Origin of the sequence: Mesorhizobium sp. XAP4, from assembly GCF_029269325.1 — a bacterium.
Taxonomy (GTDB): Bacteria; Pseudomonadota; Alphaproteobacteria; order Rhizobiales; family Rhizobiaceae; genus Mesorhizobium; species Mesorhizobium ciceri.
Genome location: NZ_JARIXW010000001.1, coordinates 461,333 through 478,696 on the forward strand (window position 1 = coordinate 461,333; position 17,364 = coordinate 478,696).

Below are 17,364 nucleotides of genomic sequence, written 5' to 3' on the forward strand. Positions count from 1 at the left end.
TATGGCGGCCAGTTGGAGCGCAAGCGCTTCGAACCTTGGTGCTGCCGCACCCCGCGCCGGCACGCCCATCTCCGGCACCTCGGTCGATGCACTGACGCACTTCGGACTGATCGCGGCGGTAGCGGTGCTGTTCAGCATCTCGGGGGGCATGCTGTGGCTGGTCGGCTACAATTATGATGGCCTGTTCGGCAACCCGGCGACCAAGATCCACCCGTCCACCTATCTCATCGTCCTGCTGCTTGCCTGGCGCTCCTGCGCATCAGGCAATCCGGTCGGCCATATCGTCCATCTCGCCGACAGGCGGCCGGCCAGCGCGCTGATGGCCGCCATATCGATCGTGCTTCTGGTCGTCGTCATCGCCAGGCAGCGGCCCGGTATGGCCGGCATGATCGATACGTTCGTGGCTGCGGCACTTCTCGTGCTGATGCTCAGCGAGGACGACGAACGGACCTTCGCCGGGCTGCAGACCGTCGTCCACGTGGTCATGACAGCGAATGCCTTGCTTGCCCTTTTCGAGTTCGCCACCAAGACGCTTATCTTCCCCTATCGCCTCGACGGCGTGGCGTTTACCACCGATCTGCGCTCGAGCGCGCTGCAGGGGCATCCGCTTGCCAATGCCATGGTGACTTCGATCTATGTGCTTGCGCTGCTCTCCGGTGCCAGATCCCTGTCGATGCCTGTGCGGATAGGGTTGATCGGCTTGCAATGCGCGGCACTCGTCGCCTTCGGCGGCCGCACGGCGATGGTGACGACGGTGGTGCTCGGCGGCTGCTACCTGCTTTTTCAGGGCATCACCAAATTGCGCCAGGGCCGCGTCAATCTCCTGGGTGCGGCACTCGGCTTCATGCTCGCCGCCCTGCTGCCGGTCGTCATCATCGTGGCGGCATATCTGGGCTTTTTCGACGCGCTGCTGGAGCGCTTCGTGTCGGACAGCGGCAGCGCCAATGCCCGCGTCGAGATGTTCGAGCTCTTCAAGCACCTGGAATTGCGCGATCTGATCGTGGGGCCGGATGTCGACCTGATCGACAGCCTGCGCCGCATCAACGGTCTCGAACAGGGCATCGAGAACCCGATCATCCGCACGGTCCTTTATCAGGGCGCCTTCTTCACGCTTTTGCTGACGTTCGGCTTCGTGCTGTTCCTGTTCGAGGTGGCGCGCCGCTGCCATCCCGGCATCTGGCTGCCGATGCTGGGCTGGGTCATCCTGATCAACACTTCGGAAAGCGTCGCGTCGAAGACGACGCTGCTGACCAAGTTCGTGGTGCTGGCATTGGTGCTCTATCGGCCGGCGCGGGCAGCGTTCAGGCCGGTCAGTCCGCCGGCATGGTCAGGCCAAGCGCCGCGATGATATCGGGGTCCAGCGCCCGGGTGGTGTCGTCCATCATGCCCATGCCATCGAAGAGATCCCACAGTGCCCAGGCGAAGCCGAGTTCCTCGGCGCTCCGCCTCACATCGGCGATGTAGCGCCCGCGATCCGGATTGGGCGCGGCGACATAGCGGGCGTCGGTGCGCAGCGCGCCGAACTCGCCCATGATGATGCGTTCCGGCGCAAGGCTATGGCCATCGGCCCAATCGCGGACCTGGCGAAGATATTTGTCGACAAACCAGCGGTCGGGCTGGGCGTCGAAATAGACTTTCAGCACACGCTCGGTCTCGGCATAGGCTGCTTGCTTGGCGTCTTCAGGGGTTTCGGTGTCCTGCGCCATGCGCGCCCTGACCGATGCCAGCGTCTGTTGCAGCGAGCCGGCGGATGCCGGCCACGGCACATTGTTGAGCGACCGATAGACCGGCTCGCGCATCCAGGGCGCGCCCTGATGGCTGAACAGATAGGGCTCATAGAAGTGGAAGGTGAACAGGATCGGCTCGAAGGGCGACAGCGGGCCCGGATCGAGCGCGGTCAGTCCGCTCACCATCGAGCCGCAGCCTCCGGTGACGACCAACGGCAGGGTCGCTGCCGATGCCCTTGCCGCGGTCAGAAGCGCGAGCTGGATTTGCAACCAGACGTTCGACGCGCAGGCCTGCGCCGGTTCGTTGACCGGCTCGAGCGCCACCCTGCCGGGCTGGAACCGCGCCAGCCTGCCGGCAAGCTCGCCGACCAGCCCGCGATAGAGATCGAAAGCGGGTGCGGCGGTGCTGGAGACCATGCGGTCGGGGTTCCAGTAATGGGTGGCAGCGTTGGCCTGGATGTTGACGATGATGCCAAGATCGGCGTCGAGGGTGGCGGTGACGGCGGCGTCCAGCATGTCCAGCAACTGACTGCGCGTCTTGGCGTCGGCGGCCAGGAAAGGGCCGGGATCGATGGGCAAGCGGATGAAATCGAGCCCGGTCTCGCGCAACCGACGCAGGTCGTCTGGGGTCGGCACCGGCCGTTGCGACTGGAAGGGCGGCCAGCCGTAGTCGGTGCGGGGTGCGGGAAATTCACGCGTCAGCGAGAACCAGGGCCAGGCGTTGACGCCGCGCCGTAACCGCGTCTCGGCGGCGGCGCGAGCGATTGGTGCGACCGGGAGCGAGCCGAGAGCCGCTGCAGTGGACAGCGCGGTCCGCAGCACCCGCCGGCGCGACCAGCCTATCATACGGTTCCTGGCGATGCGTGATCCATCGCAGTGGTCTTGGCGGCGGTCATGCCGAGCAGATGATAGGCCTCGTTTTCATAGGCGAGCAGGACATCGTCCCAGCGAAAGGCTTCGCGGGCCCGCGCCCTCGCGGCAACGCCGCAGGCCTTGACCAGGGCATCATCGTCCAGCGCCTGCTGCATCCGCTCGGCGCAACTGTTCTTGTCGGTGAAGTAGATCGCCGCAGCCCCTGCGGTCCACCTGTTGTAGGGATTGTCATGCGCGATCACCATGTTGCCGGCCGCCAGCGCCTCGACCAGCGACGGGTTGGTCCCGCCCACCGTGTGGCCGTGCAGATAGGCGCGGGCGTGGAAGCGCAGGGCCTTCACCGTTGCCTGGTCGTAAATGGCGCCCGGCAGCACCACCGAACCGTTCGCCGCCTTGCGGATGGCGGCATGGTAGGGGATGTCGTCGGACAGCGTTCCCAGCACCACCAGCTTCATGTCGCGCTTGGTGGAGCAAAAGGATTCGACAATCGGCAGGATGTTGTTGTCGGGTTCGATGCGCGCGATCGAGATGAGATAACGCCCGGGCTCGAGGCCGAGCGCCCGGACCGGCGCCTCGGGCGCTGATGCCACCGGATCGGCGCCATAGGCGATGGTGGCGATGGCGCTGCGCGGCCGGCGCGTCGCCAGGTGATCGGCGATGGCGGGATGATCGGCGACCAGCCGATGCGAGGCCCAAGCGCCGATCCATTCGTTGAGCCAGAACCAGGTTCGCGCCGCCATCCCCCATTTGGGGCGACGCCACTCGATGCCGTCCATGTTGGTGAAGATCTTGCGCCGCTTCAGCCTGAGCCAGGTCAGGAAGACCGCGCCATTATAGCCGAGCACCAGGCAAACGCCCTGTCGCCTGGCAGCATCGCGGGCGCATTGCCAGTCGAATTCCAGGGTCGCGCGCGGTCCCTTGGAGGCGACCTGGATGTGAATGAGCTCGATGCCGCGCCAGGTTTCGCTGCGCACCCGCTGGTCGATCCGCTCGACCTCATCCTGGCAATAGACGCCGACCTTCCAGCCGCGCCCGACAAGAAACAGCGCCAGTTTTTCGGCAAAGGTTTCAAAGCCGCCATGGGCCGCGGGTATGCCGCGGGTCCCCAGGATTAGAATGGCGGGCTTTTCTGGTTTCATGGCCGGCGGCACTTTCACACATCTCATATATTAGATATTGCTTAATTTATAATGAGCAGACCGCAACTTTCGTGCCATCTTCCGATTTCGGTATCCTGGGAGGGGATCATGGCGCGGGGTTGTAAAAAAACGGTGTTGAACCCGGTGGTTGTTTCATTCTCGGTCAACCCTTCTGTGCGTAGCTGTATCGAAACGAAGCAATGCCAGGGGCGTACGGCCGACAGTCGGACATATCGAACCGATAGTCGGGCATATCGAACCAGGCATGATTCTTGCGGACGGGGTTCTGCCACAATCGCCCAGCGCGATGGTTGTAGCACCCGGCGGGAAACAAAGATGCGGATTGCCTGCGTTCATCAGGGTTATGAACTCTATGGTTCTGACCGCAGCTTCGCGGAGAGCGTGGCTGCGCTGCGCGCCGCGTTTCCGTCGGCCGACATCGAGGTGGTCTTGCCGCGCAGCGGGCCGATCGTCCAGATCCTGGAAGCGCATGCCAGCCGGATCGTCTTCGAACCGCTCTGGGTGCTGAGGCGCCAGGCCATTGCGCGCCTTGCGACAGTCGAGATGGCGCGATTGCCGGTTGCCGTGTTCAGGGCGTGGCGGCGCCTCAAGGCCTGCGACCTCGTCTATGTCAACACCTCGATCGTTGCCGACTATGCGCTGGCCGCGCGCTTGCTGCCTTACAAGGCCGTCCTGCACATCCACGAAATCCCCGAAGGCGCCATGCGCAGGGTACTTGTCGGCCTGATGCGCTGGAGCCATGCGGATCTGATCTTCAACTCGCGCGCGACACGCACCGCGTTTGGCGATCCCAAGGCGGCGCGCGCATATGTCGTCTACAACGGCGTTGCCGGGCCGGCGGCGGTCGAACCAATGACGTATAACGGCAAGCGCCCATTGCGGGTGCTGCTGCTCGGCCGCATCAACCGGATCAAGGGGCAGGAGGTCCTGCTGGAGGCGATCGCCTCGATGCCGGCAGAACTCCAGGCGAGGGTCGAGGTCAGGCTGGTCGGCGGCGCCTTCGAAAGCACCGAGCGCGAGCGTGCGCTTGCCGAACTGGTCGAAACCATGGGGCTTGTCGGGCGCGTCGGAGTCCTGCCTTTCATTCCCGATCCCTCGGAGCATTATCGCTGGGCCGACATCGTCACCGTGCCGTCGCGGCGTCCGGAATCGCTGGGCCGCGTCGCCATCGAGGCGATGGCTTATGGCCGGCCGCCGCTTGTGTCGGCGATCGGCGGGCTGGTGGAAGTGGTCAGCGACGGGCAGACCGGCTGGCATGTTCCGCCCGGCGACGCAGTAGCTCTTGGCGCGAAATTGCAGGAGATCATCCTCGCCCCTGAGGCCTGGCGCGGGTTTGTCGCTGCCGGGCGCGCGCGCTATGAGGCGATCTTCAGCGAGCCGGTCGCGGCCGCGGCGATCACCGCGATCGCCGCCGAAAAGCTGAAGACGACCATCGCGCGGCCGGGCAGGGCGCCCGCTGCCCGCGCAGCGGAGACACGGCCGTGAAGTTAGCGTTTCCGAGCCATCTGGTTCGACGCCTCGTGCTGATGATCGGCGGCGAGGCGATGCAGAGCGGCTTTCATTTCGCCCTCAACATCATGCTGTTGCACATGCTGTCGGCGCAGGGCTACGGCCTCTTCGCCATCGGCATGGTGATGGGCGGGGTCGGCCTGTCCTATATCAGGTCGCTCACCGCTGTTCCCGCCAGCATCTGGATGAGCAAGAGCACCAACAGCGCCGGCGTCGATACCTATGACGTGGCGTTCGGAACGGCGGCGCTGATCGTGGCGTTGCTGATGGCCGTCGGCACGGCTGTTCTGATGCATGTCCTTGGAGATCCAAGCGGAATTGCCGCCGGCTGCTTCGTCGGTGCCTGGTCGTTGCGCAGCCATATGCGCACGGCTTTCTTCGCACGGCGCCAGCAGGTTGTCGTCTCCATCAGCGATGGCGCTTTTACAGTCGCCGGCTGTGTCCTGACCGGGCTGTCGATCTGGTTGGTCCAGGACCCGCTGCAGACCGTATTCTATGCACTTGCAGCCGCAAATGTGTTCGGCATTTTCGTCCTGGTCCGCCTGGCTCGGCGCTCGCTTCGCATCAGCTTCCGCATGCCGACGCGCCGACGCTATGTCAGGCTCTGGCCCCAACTGCGCTGGTCGGCATTCAGCGCGACCACCACCAACATCCAGGGTCAATGTCTGGCGCTGCTGGTCGCCGGCATTGCCGGGCCAGCCGCCTACGCACCGCTGGCGGCGGTTCTGGTGCTGTTTGCTCCGCTGCGCATCATCAGCCTTGCGTTCGTCAACATGACGCAGCCGGATCTCGCCAGGCTGATGCGGAACAATGAAACAGGCCGTGTCTGGACGCAGGCCAAGATCTGGGCGCTCGTCATGGGGCTCGGCGGCCTTGCTTATGGATGTGCGATCATGTTCGTCCTGCCGATGATAAAATCCCAGGCTCTCCAGGACGCTTCGACCTGGTTCATCGGGCTTTTCGTGATCGCGAATTTTGTCCCGATCATGCTCTATATCATGCCCCGCATCGTGCTTGAGATACTCGGCGATTTTCGGATCGTCGCGTTCATCACCACGGGCGGCGCGGTCGTCGGGCTGGCGCTGATCGCGGCCCTGCTGGCAATCGCGTCTCCGCCGTGGGCGTTGTTGGGTTCCGCCGTCTCGGAGATGTTCGTACTCGTGGCATCGTGGTATTTCGCGCATCACCGCATGTGGAATATCGAGCATCCCGATGAGGCGCGCGACAGCCGGTTGGGCGCGTGGCGGCGGACCTTGCCGTTCGCTACGGCAAAGCGATAGGAAAAAACATGGCAGTCCAGGCGGTGCAAATTGCTGCGGTGACCGGCTCGCCCGATGGCCAGTCCTCCCATCCGGCCACCGTCGTCGCCATCGATGCCTACACGGCGCGGCTCCACACCAGCTTGGAAGCGGTGAGGCCGCTCTGGCTGCGCCTCCAGGCGGACGGTGTGTGCACCGCCCACCAGAATTATGCCTGGGCCGAGGGGATCGTCGCGCGGCTAATGCCGGAAGGTGCGGAACTGCTCATCGTGGAGGTAAACGATGCCGTGACGGGCGCGCCGCGAATGCTGGTGCCGCTGATACGGCGGCCGGCCTTCCGCCATCGGGTGATCGAATGGCTGAGCTGTGGCGTTTGCGACTATTCGGCACCGCTGCTGGCAGATGCCAGCCCGTGGACGATGCAATCGGCGCAGGCCGCGTGGGCTGCGGTGCGTTCCGTGCTGCCGCCGGCGGACCGCATCCAGATCACGGGAATTCCGCAATCGATCAGCGGCGTCGCCAACCCTCTGGCCTTGCTCGCAGCCACGCGCGATTCCCTGCATACCAGCTTCGGGCTCGCCATCGACGGCGACCCGGAAACCGTGCTCAAGCGCCTATGCCGGCCATCCTTCGTCAAGGCCTTCAACAAGGACTGGCGCCGCCTCGAACGGCTTGGCGACGTGGAACTGGTCGAAGCCAACACGCCGGCCCTGGTGGAGGTCATCTTCGGCGGCCTGGTCCGGATGCGGCTCAGCCGCTTTCGCGAACTGGGCCGCTTCGACCTGCTGACGCAGGCGACGGCTGTCGACTTCTATCGAAACGCCGCTCTCGAGGGCCTGTCGGATGGATCGGTGCGGCTCTTCGGGTTGCGTGTTGGTGAAGCTCTGATCGCCGTACAATACCTGCTGATCCATCAAGTCACCGTTCATGCTCTGCTGATCTCAATCGATCAGGGCGCGGTGCCCAATGTCTCGCCGGGACTTCTGATCATGGGCAAGTTGATGAGCTGGGCGCGCGGCCGCGGTTTCGATTATTTCGACCTGTCGGTCGGCAACCAGAGTTATAAGGAACATATGGGTGCCGTGGGTTCGGGCCTGCGCGAGCTTTGCCACGGGATTACGGTGCGAGGCAGCGCCGTGAGCGCAGCCATCGAGGTCCGCAACCGGACCGAGGTGTTCGTGCGCTCCAAACCTCGGCTGCTGAAGAGGCTCCAGGGACTGATGCGGGACTTGCGGCGCCTGCGTGGGGGATCGGAATGACGGGAGAAGCATGTGGCAAGCTACGCGGCGCGAACGACTCCGATAAGGGATTTGCCCGGTGGGCGGCTTTCCCCGACTGTCGCCAACGCTGATGCAACCGCGCACTTCACGGCTCGGCTGCACACCAGTTTCGACACCGTAAGGCTGCTATGGCTGCTGCTTGAGGCGCACGGCGTCTGCACTGCCCATCAGCACTATGCCTGGGTCGAAGGAATCGCCGCACGGCTGATGCCCAAGGACGCGAACCTGGTCGTCATCGAGGTGAGTGACGCCGTGACCGGCGCGCCGGCCATGCTGCTGCCGCTGATGCGGCGCCGGGCCCTCGGCCACCACGTCATCGAATGGCTGAGCTGCCGCGTGTGCGACTACTCGGTGCCGCTGCTGGCGGATGGGAGAGCGTGGACCAGGCAGAGTGCCGACGCCATGTGGGCGGCGGTCCGTGCCGTTCTGCCACCGGCGGATCGCATCCATATCGCCGGGATCCCGCAGCAGATCCACGGCCTGGTCAATCCGCTGGCACTGCTTTCGGTGGCGCGCGACTCCATCCAGGTCACCTCCGGCCTCGTCCTGCATGGCGACCCGGAGACGCTCATCAAGCGGATCTGCAAGCCGTCCTTTGCCAAGGCCTTCCGCAAGCATTGCCGCGGCTTCGAGCAGCTTGGTGGCCTCGCTCTGGTCGAGGCCGACACGCCTGATCTGACCGAGGAGCTCCTGGATGTGCTGCTGGAATTGCGGCTGAAGCGTTTTCGTGAGCTTGGGCGTTTCGACCTCCTGACGCAGGTCCCGGTCGTCGATTTCTACCGCGCCGCGGCGCTGCAAGGCCTGTCCAATGGATCTGTGCGGCTCTTCGGTCTACGCGTCGGTGAAGCCTGGCTCGCCTCCATCTATGTGCTGGTCAGAAAAGGCACACTTCACGCCCTCCTGCTGGGCATCGACCAGAACGCGGTCGCCAATGTCTCACCCGGCCTGACGACGATGGGCAAGCTGATGATGTGGGGATGCGAGCGGGGCTTCGACTATTTCGACCTGTCGGTCGGCGGCCAGGGCTACAAGCAACATATTGGTGCCGCGAGTTCGGTTCTGGCCGAGATCTGCGAACCGGTGACGGTGCGGGGCAGGGCTGCGAACGCAGCCATTCTGCTGCGCAGCCGGGTCGAAGGCATGACGCGGTCGCGCCCCCGGCTGCTCAAAGCCGTTCAGGGCCTGACGCGCCGCTTGCGGCGATTGAAGGACTGAGGACGAGCGTTTGCCGGTCCTGCCGACGACCGATGCAAAGAGGCACCAAGGCCGGCAAGGTTGTTGACAGGGTTGGTTGGCTCTATATTTGAAAGCGCGCTTGACGTTCAGAAATGAGTGTCGTCGGCAGATTTTCTCAAATTGGCGTTTTCGGCAGATCATCTCGATGAATGCAAGTTTAGGAGATGGGATTCGTTCCATCCTCATTATTCAAACGAAGTACATTGGAGATGTCGTTCTGACATCTGCTTTGGTTCGCAATCTGCGTCTTTCTTATCCACAAGCATCGGTAACCATGCTTTGTGCGCCGGGACTCAAGCAGTTCATCGTCGCGCAAGGGATCGCCGATGTTGCCGTTGGCTTTGAATCCCGCGGCAGAGGAAGGACTCTGCTCAAGCGTTTGAGCGACTATCGTGGCGTCATCTCTGATCTGCGGCGTCGAAAATTCGATCTTAGCATCGACCTTACCGATTCAAAAACCTCGCGGATAATGCATCGTTTGATCGGCGCTCCACTTCGCGTCGGCTTCGATCCTTCCGAGCATCCGATGAAGTTCTGGGAAATCCAGCTTGCAAACGTTCTCGCCGCGACTTTCGGACAGGGTGGCCCCCATTATCTCTACAGGAACCTGTCTCCACTCCACGCGCTTGGGTTGGATTGTCAGGACCCAACGCCTCGGCTGCAGCCGAACGGGACCGCCCAGGAAGAGTGTGCCAGGATTCTTGCGGAAAACGCTTTGGCAAAGAAGTCATATGTGGCCGTGCATGCCGGCGCTAGGTTCGAAGGGCGTTGTTGGCCGCCGCAACATTTTGCTGCGGTCATCGACGAGGTATACGCCAAAACCGGGTTGCGATCTCTGCTCGTTGGTGGGCCGGACGAGGGGCTTGCCGCGCAAAGGATCCTTGAAGTGGCAGCGTCGCCGGTCGCCAGTGTCGTCGGAAAGGCCTCGCTTGAAGTCCTGACGGCATTGTTGGCCGAAGCATCAATCTTTCTAGGCAATGAGAGCGGCCCGATGCACATCGCGGCATCTGTCGGAACTCCAGCGGTGGGGTTGTACGGCCTGACGTCGCCTGAGCAATGGGGCCCGTTCGGTGTCCCGAACCGGACGCTCCAGCCGGTCATGCCCTGTCCATGCATCGCTCCAGGTGTTTGTAAAGAAAACAACCCCGGTGGGGTCTATTGTGTGCAGCGGCTTCAGGTTGCCGAGGTCGCGGCAGCGACACTCGATCTCATCGGGGAAGTCCGGAAATCCACTCATTCGGGTATGCCGGCCGCTTCGTAGGCTGGCGGTAACAGGCACGATCACGCGCGGCTACGTCTTCGCGCGCTTCACATCGTGATTCAGGCCGAGACCCGAGCATCTTCAAAAGACTGCAAAAATTAACCGGACTGCAACCTGCACTGCCACGAAATTGACAGGACACCTCGTCTCCGGCATCCTTGGAGCCAGTCGCAAGGCCGCCGGCAGCGGCCGCGTTGCGTGTCAGGGCGACCGAGGGCAGTGTCATGTTCAGTCCCGTCACAGGTCAGAATTCCAAACGCGCCGCGGTGCGCAAAGCGCTCGATCGTCACAAGGTCTACATCACCGAGCAGCGTTTTTCGGAGGGCACCTACCAAGCCCGGGTTCTGGTCGATGGCGAGGCCTATTGGGTCGACGAATTCCGGCTGAGCCAGTTGCAGCAAGGGCTGTCGCCGGCGGAGCTCGAGTTGACGCCGGCCGCTGACGATTGAGAGCGTGACTGGCTTGTTCCTGGCCGCCGTGCTTCGATCTTTGCGATGACAACTCCACCAAAGCTCAAAGCCTATCGCGCCAAACGCGAATTCGCCAAGACGCCGGAACCGGTTGGCGGGCTCGTCAGCAGCGACGGTAACCGCTTCGTCGTGCACAAGCACCACGCCACCGCAGACCATTATGATCTGCGACTGCAGGTCGGCGATGTCTTGAAGAGCTGGGCGGTGCCGCGCGGGCCTTCGCTCAATCCGGCCGACAAAAGGCTGGCGGTCGAGACCGAGGATCATCCGCTCGAATATATCGACTTCGAGGGTGTCATTCCCGAAGGCGAGTATGGCGGCGGGCCGATGATCGTCTGGGACACCGGCAGCTGGGCGCCGATGGACGATGTCGAAAAGAGCTTGCGCACCGGCGCCTTCAAGTTCCGGCTGGCCGGCGCCAAGCTCAATGGCGGCTGGATGCTGACACGGCTGAAACCGAAACCCGGCGAGGACGAAAACAAGAAGAACTGGCTGCTGTTCAAGGAGCGCGACCTCGCCGCCGACACCGCGCTTGACATCCTCACGGCCCGGCCGGAGAGCGTCAAATCCGGATTGCGCATCGAGGAGCTGGCGGCGCCGGCAAAGCCCGCCGCCAAACCCGCGCCCAGACAGGGATCGCTGAAGCCCGGCACGCTGCCGGGCGCCTTCAAGGCCCCCATGCTTGCCCGTATCGAGCCGCAGCTGGCGACGCAGGTGCCAAAACCGCCCGATGGCGAAGACACCAAACAAGTCTGGCTGCACGAGATCAAATTCGACGGCTACCGCACCATGGCGCATCTCACTGACGGCGTGGTCAAGCTGATCACCCGTGGCGGCATCGACTGGACGAAGCGTTATGGCGACCTGCCGCATGCGTTCGCCAAACTGCCGTGCCGCGACGCCATCATCGATGGCGAGATCGTGGTGCTCGACGCCCGGGGCATCAGCCGTTTCGCGCTGCTGCAGGATGCGCTGGCGGAGGGCGCCGGCAGCAAGCTCCATTTCTACGCCTTCGATCTTCTCCATCTCGACGGCTGGGACCTGACCAAGGCGCCGCTGGTCCGGCGCAAGGCGCTGCTGGCGCAGATGCTATCGGGCCTCGGCGCCAATTCCGCCATCCAGTTCTCCGACCATGTCGAGGGCTCGGGGCAGGGGCTCTACGACCAGGCGTCGGAACTGGGGCTGGAGGGTGTCGTCTCCAAGCGCGCCACGGCCATCTATCAGAGCGGCCGAAGCAAAAGCTGGACCAAGACCAAGGCGCTGCAGTCGGGCGACTTCGTCATCGCCGGCTTCACCATCTCCGATGCGGCCGAAGGGCTGGCGGCGCTCGGCATGGCAGAGTTCGAGGATGGTGAATTGCATTATCGCGGCAAGGTCGGCACCGGTTTCGATGCCGCCACCGCCGGTGAGTTGCTCGCCAGGCTGGAGCCGCTGCGGGAAGGCGCCACCGCGCCCGAGGGCGTTCCGCGCGAGGTCATGCGCGAGATGAACTGGGTGCGGCCGCTGCTGTCGGCGCGCATCCACTACGCCAACCGCACAGCGGACAACGCACTGCGCCACGGCGTCTTCCGCGGTTTGAGGGATGTCGGCCTGTCGACGCCGGTATCCTCGACACGCAAGCGGCTGATCGCCGAGGCTGACCTTGCCACCATCTGGGTGACCAACCCGACGCGCCGGCTGTTCGGCAAGACCGGCCCGACCAAGCTCGACATCGCTGTCTATTACGCGCTGGTCGGCGATTTCATGCTGCCGCACATTCTCGGCCGGCCGGTGTCGCTGGTGCGCTGCCCGACCGGCCTGCCGAAGGATTGCTTCTTCCAGCGCCACGCCTTCACCGGCATGCCGCCCTCGGTGGTGACATTCGAGGCGACAAATTCCGAGGGCGAAACCAAATCCTATCTCTCGGTCGAAGGCGCGAAAGGGTATCTGGCGCTGGCGCAGTTCGGCGTCGTCGAGTTCCACACCTGGGGCACCCACCGCGCCAGCCTCGACAGACCCGACCAGATCGTCCTCGACCTCGATCCGGGCGAGGGGATCACCTGGCGCGAGGTGGTCGAGGCCGCCGTGCACATCAAGGACGAATTGGAGCGCCTGGGGCTGGTGCCGTTCGCCAAGACCTCCGGCGGCAGCGGCATCCACATCACGGTGCCTGTGACAGGCAAGCAGAACTGGAAGAAACTGCACCAGGCAACCAGCGCGATCGCCACGCATCTGGCGATAACGGCGCCTGATACTTTCACCACCACCATGGGCAAGGACAACCGCAAGAAGCGCATCTTCATCGACTACCACCGCAATGCGCGCGGCCACACCTCTGCAGCACCTTACTCCTTGCGCGCCCGCACCAATCTGCCGGCCTCGACGCCGGTCAGCTGGAGCGACCTCGAATCCATCGATGCGCCGCAGGATCTGAATTATTCGTCGCTGCCGGGGCTGTTGGCGACGTCGGGCGATCCGTGGGCGGAGATTGATAAGTTTGCGCGGGATCTGCCGGTGGTCTCGGGGGCGACGAAGTAGTTGCAGAAGACGAAGTAAGTAGTTGCAGAACAAGGACCGCCGCGATCCGTGGCGCCCCCCTCTGTCCTGCCGGACATCTCCCCCTCAAGGGGGGAGATTGGCCACTACCCGGGCTTCCGCTAATCTGCAACGCTGCTGAAGTGGGCGAGACGCCGAAGCTGTTGATCTCCCCCCTTGAGGGGGAGATGTCCGGCAGGACAGAGGGGGGCGCTGTCCCGCCAGCGTTTCAAATTCCAGTCCATCGACGCTTCCAACAATTTGAATTATTCTCTGTCCACGACCTCAAATGCATGGCGGAAGATTTCGTCAGGGATTTGCCGGTATTGTGTGCGGTCGGTGTAGGATTTGCTCAGCCTCAATCGTCCTCGGACGAAAGCGCTGCAGGTCTTTGTCAGTGCATGACCGCGTAGGAGTGTTTCATGGCGCCCAGGGCAAGTTGGAAAGGTTACCTCAAACTCAGCCTCGTGAGCTGTCCGGTGCGGTTGTATACCGCCACCAGCGCCAGCGAGCGCATCTCGTTCAACCAGTTGCACAAGAAGACCCATAACCGCATCAACATGAAGCCGGTCGACCCCGAACTAGGGCTCGTCGAGCGTGCTGATCTGGTCAAGGGTTACGAATACGAGGACAACCAGTACATCATCATCGATGATGCAGACCTCGACGCGGTGCGCATCGAATCCAACCATACGATGAACATCGAGGCTTTCGTCGACGAGGACGAGGTCGACGTCATCTACCAGGACGCGCCCTACTACATGGCGCCCGACGGCGCGATGGCGGAGGAAACCTTCGCCGTGTTGCGCGAAGCGATGCGCAAATCCGGCAAGCTCGCCATCGCCCGCCTTGTGCTGTCGAGCCGCGAGCGCGTGGTGACGATCGGCGCGCGCGAGAACGGCATGTTCGTGTGCACCTTGAGGAACCCGAACGAAGTGCGTGGAACGGCTGAATATTTTGGCAATATTCCAGCTGGCAAGCCCGACCCCGAAATGCTGCAGCTCGCCGAAGCGCTGATCAAGCAGAAGGAAACCACCTTCGATCCGAAGAATTATGAGGACCGCTACGAGGCGGCGCTCATGACGATGATCCGCGAGAAGCTGAAAGGCCACAAGCCGATTATTGCGGCGGCACCGGAGCGCGGCAATGTCATCAACCTGATGGATGCGCTGAAGGCGAGCCTGTCGCAATCGAAGCCGCCAGCCAAGTCGAAGAGCAAGGCCGACGAGGTTGCCAAGCCAGCCGCAAAGAAAGCGGCAGCGGGTGGTGCTGCTGAAAATCCGCTGAAGGCCAATCTGCTGAAGGCGGTCGGCAAGAGCAAGAAATGACGGCACCGGCCGGCGCTGTTTTCGGCACCATAGGCGCGCTGGCGGCGTTTCCGCTCAGACTGGCCGCGCGTGAAGTCGAACGTCAGCACGGCCAGCTGCGGCGCGGCGTCACCAGGCGCACCACGCATGTCGTGTGCGGCCGCACGCTGCTCGCTAAGGCCGGGCTCTCCAGGAACGGCGATGCCGAGATCGAGCGCCGTGTCGCCGCCGAGCGCGCGGCCGGGCACAAGGTCCTCAGCGAGAACGGATTCCTGCGCCTTCTCGGACTGATGAAGACACCGGAAGCGTCTTCGTTGTCGCGGCAATCGCTGATCGAGCAATCGCGGCTATCCGGCGCCGACCTCGATTTGTTGTCACTGTTCGATGCGTTCGAGCATGACGCAGAACCCTATTCCTTCCGCGACCTGATCCTGGCGCGCAAATATGCCGGGCTCGTCGCCGGCGGCGCGACATGGGGGGCGATCGCGCGCTCCGTCCACCGCTCCGGCCCGGTGGCGTCGCTGACCGCCAAGTCGCTCAATGTCGGCTCGCAGCATGGGCGCGCCGATGCGATCTATCTCGAAGGCGGCCAGAGCGAACTCGACGGACAGCTTCTGTTCGATTTGGGCAGCGCCGGTTCGGCAGGCGACGACACACTGGAAGAGTTGTTTGCCGAGGCCGAAGCGGCGGAGGAGGGTGGCGACCATGATGGGGCAGCCGCACTCTACCAGCGCTGTCTCGCCATCGATCCGAGCGATGCGATTGCCGCCTTCAACCGCGCCAACTGCCTGCGCGCCGGCGGCCACGCGGCGGACGCCGCGCACGATTATATCAATGCGATAAAACTCGATCCGGCCTTCGTCGAGGCCTGGTTCAACCTCGCTGGGCTGATGAGCGAGCAGGGCCGCGAGGCCTCGGCGCGAAGGCACCTGCAGAAAGCGATCGCGCTCGACAAAAACTATGCCGATCCGGTGTTCAACCTCGCCCGGCTCGAATTCGACGCCGGCGATCTGCCGGAGGCGCGGCGGCTGTGGGTGCGCTATCTCGAACTCGATGCGGAGTCCGAGTGGTCGCGGGTGGCGGCCAAGGGCGTGCAGTTCGTGGATCTGCAGTTGGCGCGTACGGCGGGGTGAGGGATGCTGGCGCTTGAACACCCCCCTCTGGCCTGCCGGCCATCTCCCCCGCAAGGGGGAGATCGGCAGCTTGGGCGTCCCGTTCCTGCTTGCAAAGTGGGAGATTGGCGAAAGCGGTTGAGCGCGCAATCTCCCCGCTTGCGGGGGAGATGTCCGACAGGACAGAGGGGAGTGTGACGGAACTCGACCTCTCCAGCGAGACCGCTCCATGACCACCTTTCTCTTCGACGGTCCCGACACCGCGCCCATCACCATCCTGCTCGCCCATGGCGCCGGCGCGTCGATGGATTCTCCCTCGATGACCGCCACCGCCAAGGCACTGGCCGAAGCCGGCTTCCAGGTCGCCCGCTTCGAGTTCCACTATATGGCTGCCCGCCGCTATGGCCACCGCAAGCCGCCGCCGCGGGCCGAGACGGTCAACCCGGAATATATCAAGGCGATAGCCGACCTCAGGGCGAAGGGCGTGACCGGCCCGCTCGTCATCGGCGGCAAGTCGATGGGCGGGCGCGTCGCCTCGATGGTCGCCGACGAGATGTTTGCCAAGGGCGAGATTTCAGGCCTGCTGTGCCTCGGCTATCCCTTCCATCCGCCGGCCAAGCCCGATCAATTGCGGACCAAACACCTCGCCGATCTCAAGACACCGACGCTGATCTTCCAGGGCACCCGCGACGAGTTCGGCACCAGGGACGAGGTTGCGACTTATGACCTTTCCGATCGCGTCGAGGTGATCTGGCTGGAGGACGGCGACCACGATCTCAAGCCTCGCAAGAGTGTTTCGGGGTTTTCGACCGCCGATCATCTGAAGACGCTGGCCGAGACGGTCAAGGCGTGGTCGGGTCGGATCGCTTCCTGAAGCGATGAAGATCGCCTCCTTCAACATCAACAACATCAACAGCCGGCTTGAAAACCTGCTGACATGGCTGGCTGTGGCAAAGCCCGATGTCGTGTGCCTGCAGGAGTTGAAGGCACGCGACATGCAGTTTCCGCGCTCGGCATTGGCGGCGGCCGGCTATGGCGCGGTGTGGAAGGGCGAGCCGACCTGGAACGGCGTTGCCATCCTGGCGCGGAGTGCCGAGCCCGTGTTGACCCGCGATGCCTTGCCCGGCGACGAAGCCGACAGGCAGAGCCGCTACATCGAGGCGGCGGTGAATGGCATTGTCGTCGCTTGCCTCTATGCGCCGAACGGCAATCCCCAGCCCGGCCCGAAATTCGCCTACAAGCTCGCCTGGCACGCGCGGCTGGAGGCGCATGCCGAACAGTTGCTCGACACCGGCCTGCCGGTGGTGCTGGCCGGCGACTACAACATCGTGCCCGAGCCGCGCGATATCTACGCCACCCGCTCCTATGACGACAACGCGCTGGTGCAGCCGGAAAGCCGGGCGTCGTTCCGGCGCCTGCTCGACCAGGGTTGGCTTGATGCCCTGCGCAAGAAGCATCCGAAGGAAACGCTTTACACATTCTGGGACTATCGCCGCAACCGCTGGCCGCGCGATGCGGGCCTCCGGCTCGATCACATCCTGCTGTCGAAGAAACTGGCACGCCGCCTGACCGCCGCCGGCATCGACCGCGACGTGCGCGGCGAGGACGGTGCCAGCGACCATGCGCCGGTGTGGGTGGAATTGAAGTAAGGCGACT

General features: G+C 63.7%; 14 protein-coding genes. 12 read left to right on the forward strand and 2 right to left on the reverse strand.

Annotated elements, in window-relative coordinates; genetic code table 11:
• Position 1 precedes the first annotated feature (1 nt).
• Positions 2-1,348 (forward strand): VpsF family polysaccharide biosynthesis protein, encoded by a 1,347-nt coding sequence (locus P3C39_RS02390; protein ID WP_275952577.1) that lies wholly within the window; start codon positions 2-4, stop codon positions 1,346-1,348.
• Here P3C39_RS02390 and P3C39_RS02395 read toward each other — a convergent pair.
• Together P3C39_RS02395 and P3C39_RS02400 are read right to left on the reverse strand one after the other, a co-directional pair.
• Positions 1,311-2,573: a cellulase family glycosylhydrolase gene (locus P3C39_RS02395; RefSeq protein WP_127371823.1), complete on the reverse strand. Its 1,263-nt coding sequence runs from the start codon at positions 2,571-2,573 to the stop codon at positions 1,311-1,313. The genes P3C39_RS02390 and P3C39_RS02395 overlap by 38 nt on opposite strands.
• Positions 2,570-3,739, reverse strand: a complete 1,170-nt coding sequence (locus tag P3C39_RS02400) for a DUF1972 domain-containing protein (protein ID WP_027160834.1) — start codon at positions 3,737-3,739, stop codon at positions 2,570-2,572. The genes P3C39_RS02395 and P3C39_RS02400 overlap by 4 nt, the downstream gene beginning before the upstream one ends.
• Positions 3,740-4,075: 336 nt before the next feature.
• On the opposite strand from P3C39_RS02400, the gene P3C39_RS02405 reads away from it, so the two are divergent.
• The 11 genes from P3C39_RS02405 to P3C39_RS02455 all read left to right on the forward strand — a co-directional run bounded on the left by P3C39_RS02405 (position 4,076) and on the right by P3C39_RS02455 (position 17,357).
• Positions 4,076-5,245 carry a glycosyltransferase gene (locus P3C39_RS02405; protein ID WP_275952578.1) on the forward strand — a complete coding sequence of 390 codons (1,170 nt, stop codon included), beginning with the start codon at positions 4,076-4,078 and terminating at the stop codon, positions 5,243-5,245.
• On the forward strand, positions 5,242-6,549 hold the full coding sequence (locus P3C39_RS02410; RefSeq protein ID WP_024501738.1) for a hypothetical protein: 1,308 nt from the start codon (positions 5,242-5,244) through the stop codon (positions 6,547-6,549). The genes P3C39_RS02405 and P3C39_RS02410 overlap by 4 nt, the downstream gene beginning before the upstream one ends.
• Before the next feature lie 8 nt (positions 6,550-6,557).
• Positions 6,558-7,787, forward strand: a complete 1,230-nt coding sequence (locus P3C39_RS02415) for a GNAT family N-acetyltransferase (RefSeq protein ID WP_013530610.1) — start codon at positions 6,558-6,560, stop codon at positions 7,785-7,787.
• A 12-nt stretch (positions 7,788-7,799) separates the two neighbouring features.
• Positions 7,800-9,023 (forward strand): GNAT family N-acetyltransferase, encoded by a 1,224-nt coding sequence (locus P3C39_RS02420; protein ID WP_275952579.1) that lies wholly within the window; start codon positions 7,800-7,802, stop codon positions 9,021-9,023.
• 100 nt (positions 9,024-9,123) lie between these two features.
• The gene (locus tag P3C39_RS02425) at positions 9,124-10,305 is read left to right on the forward strand and encodes a glycosyltransferase family 9 protein (protein ID WP_346016425.1); all 1,182 of its coding nucleotides are present in this window, start codon (positions 9,124-9,126) and stop codon (positions 10,303-10,305) included.
• Positions 10,306-10,529: 224 nt separating this feature from the next.
• Positions 10,530-10,754, forward strand: coding sequence for a hypothetical protein (locus tag P3C39_RS02430; protein WP_027160830.1), 225 nt, complete (start codon positions 10,530-10,532; stop codon positions 10,752-10,754).
• Between the two features lie 45 nt (positions 10,755-10,799).
• Positions 10,800-13,292, forward strand: coding sequence for a DNA ligase D (gene ligD, locus P3C39_RS02435; protein ID WP_275952580.1), 2,493 nt, complete (start codon positions 10,800-10,802; stop codon positions 13,290-13,292).
• A 419-nt stretch (positions 13,293-13,711) separates the two neighbouring features.
• Complete coding sequence (locus tag P3C39_RS02440) at positions 13,712-14,617, forward strand: Ku protein (RefSeq protein ID WP_275952581.1); 906 nt, start codon at positions 13,712-13,714, stop codon at positions 14,615-14,617.
• Positions 14,614-15,729, forward strand: coding sequence for a tetratricopeptide repeat protein (locus P3C39_RS02445; protein ID WP_275952582.1), 1,116 nt, complete (start codon positions 14,614-14,616; stop codon positions 15,727-15,729). The genes P3C39_RS02440 and P3C39_RS02445 overlap by 4 nt, the downstream gene beginning before the upstream one ends.
• 208 nt (positions 15,730-15,937) lie before the next feature.
• Positions 15,938-16,582, forward strand: a complete 645-nt coding sequence (locus P3C39_RS02450) for an alpha/beta fold hydrolase (RefSeq protein WP_275952583.1) — start codon at positions 15,938-15,940, stop codon at positions 16,580-16,582.
• 4 nt (positions 16,583-16,586) lie between these two features.
• Complete coding sequence (locus P3C39_RS02455) at positions 16,587-17,357, forward strand: exodeoxyribonuclease III (RefSeq protein ID WP_013530618.1); 771 nt, start codon at positions 16,587-16,589, stop codon at positions 17,355-17,357.
• The last annotated feature ends 7 nt before the right edge of the window (positions 17,358-17,364 follow it).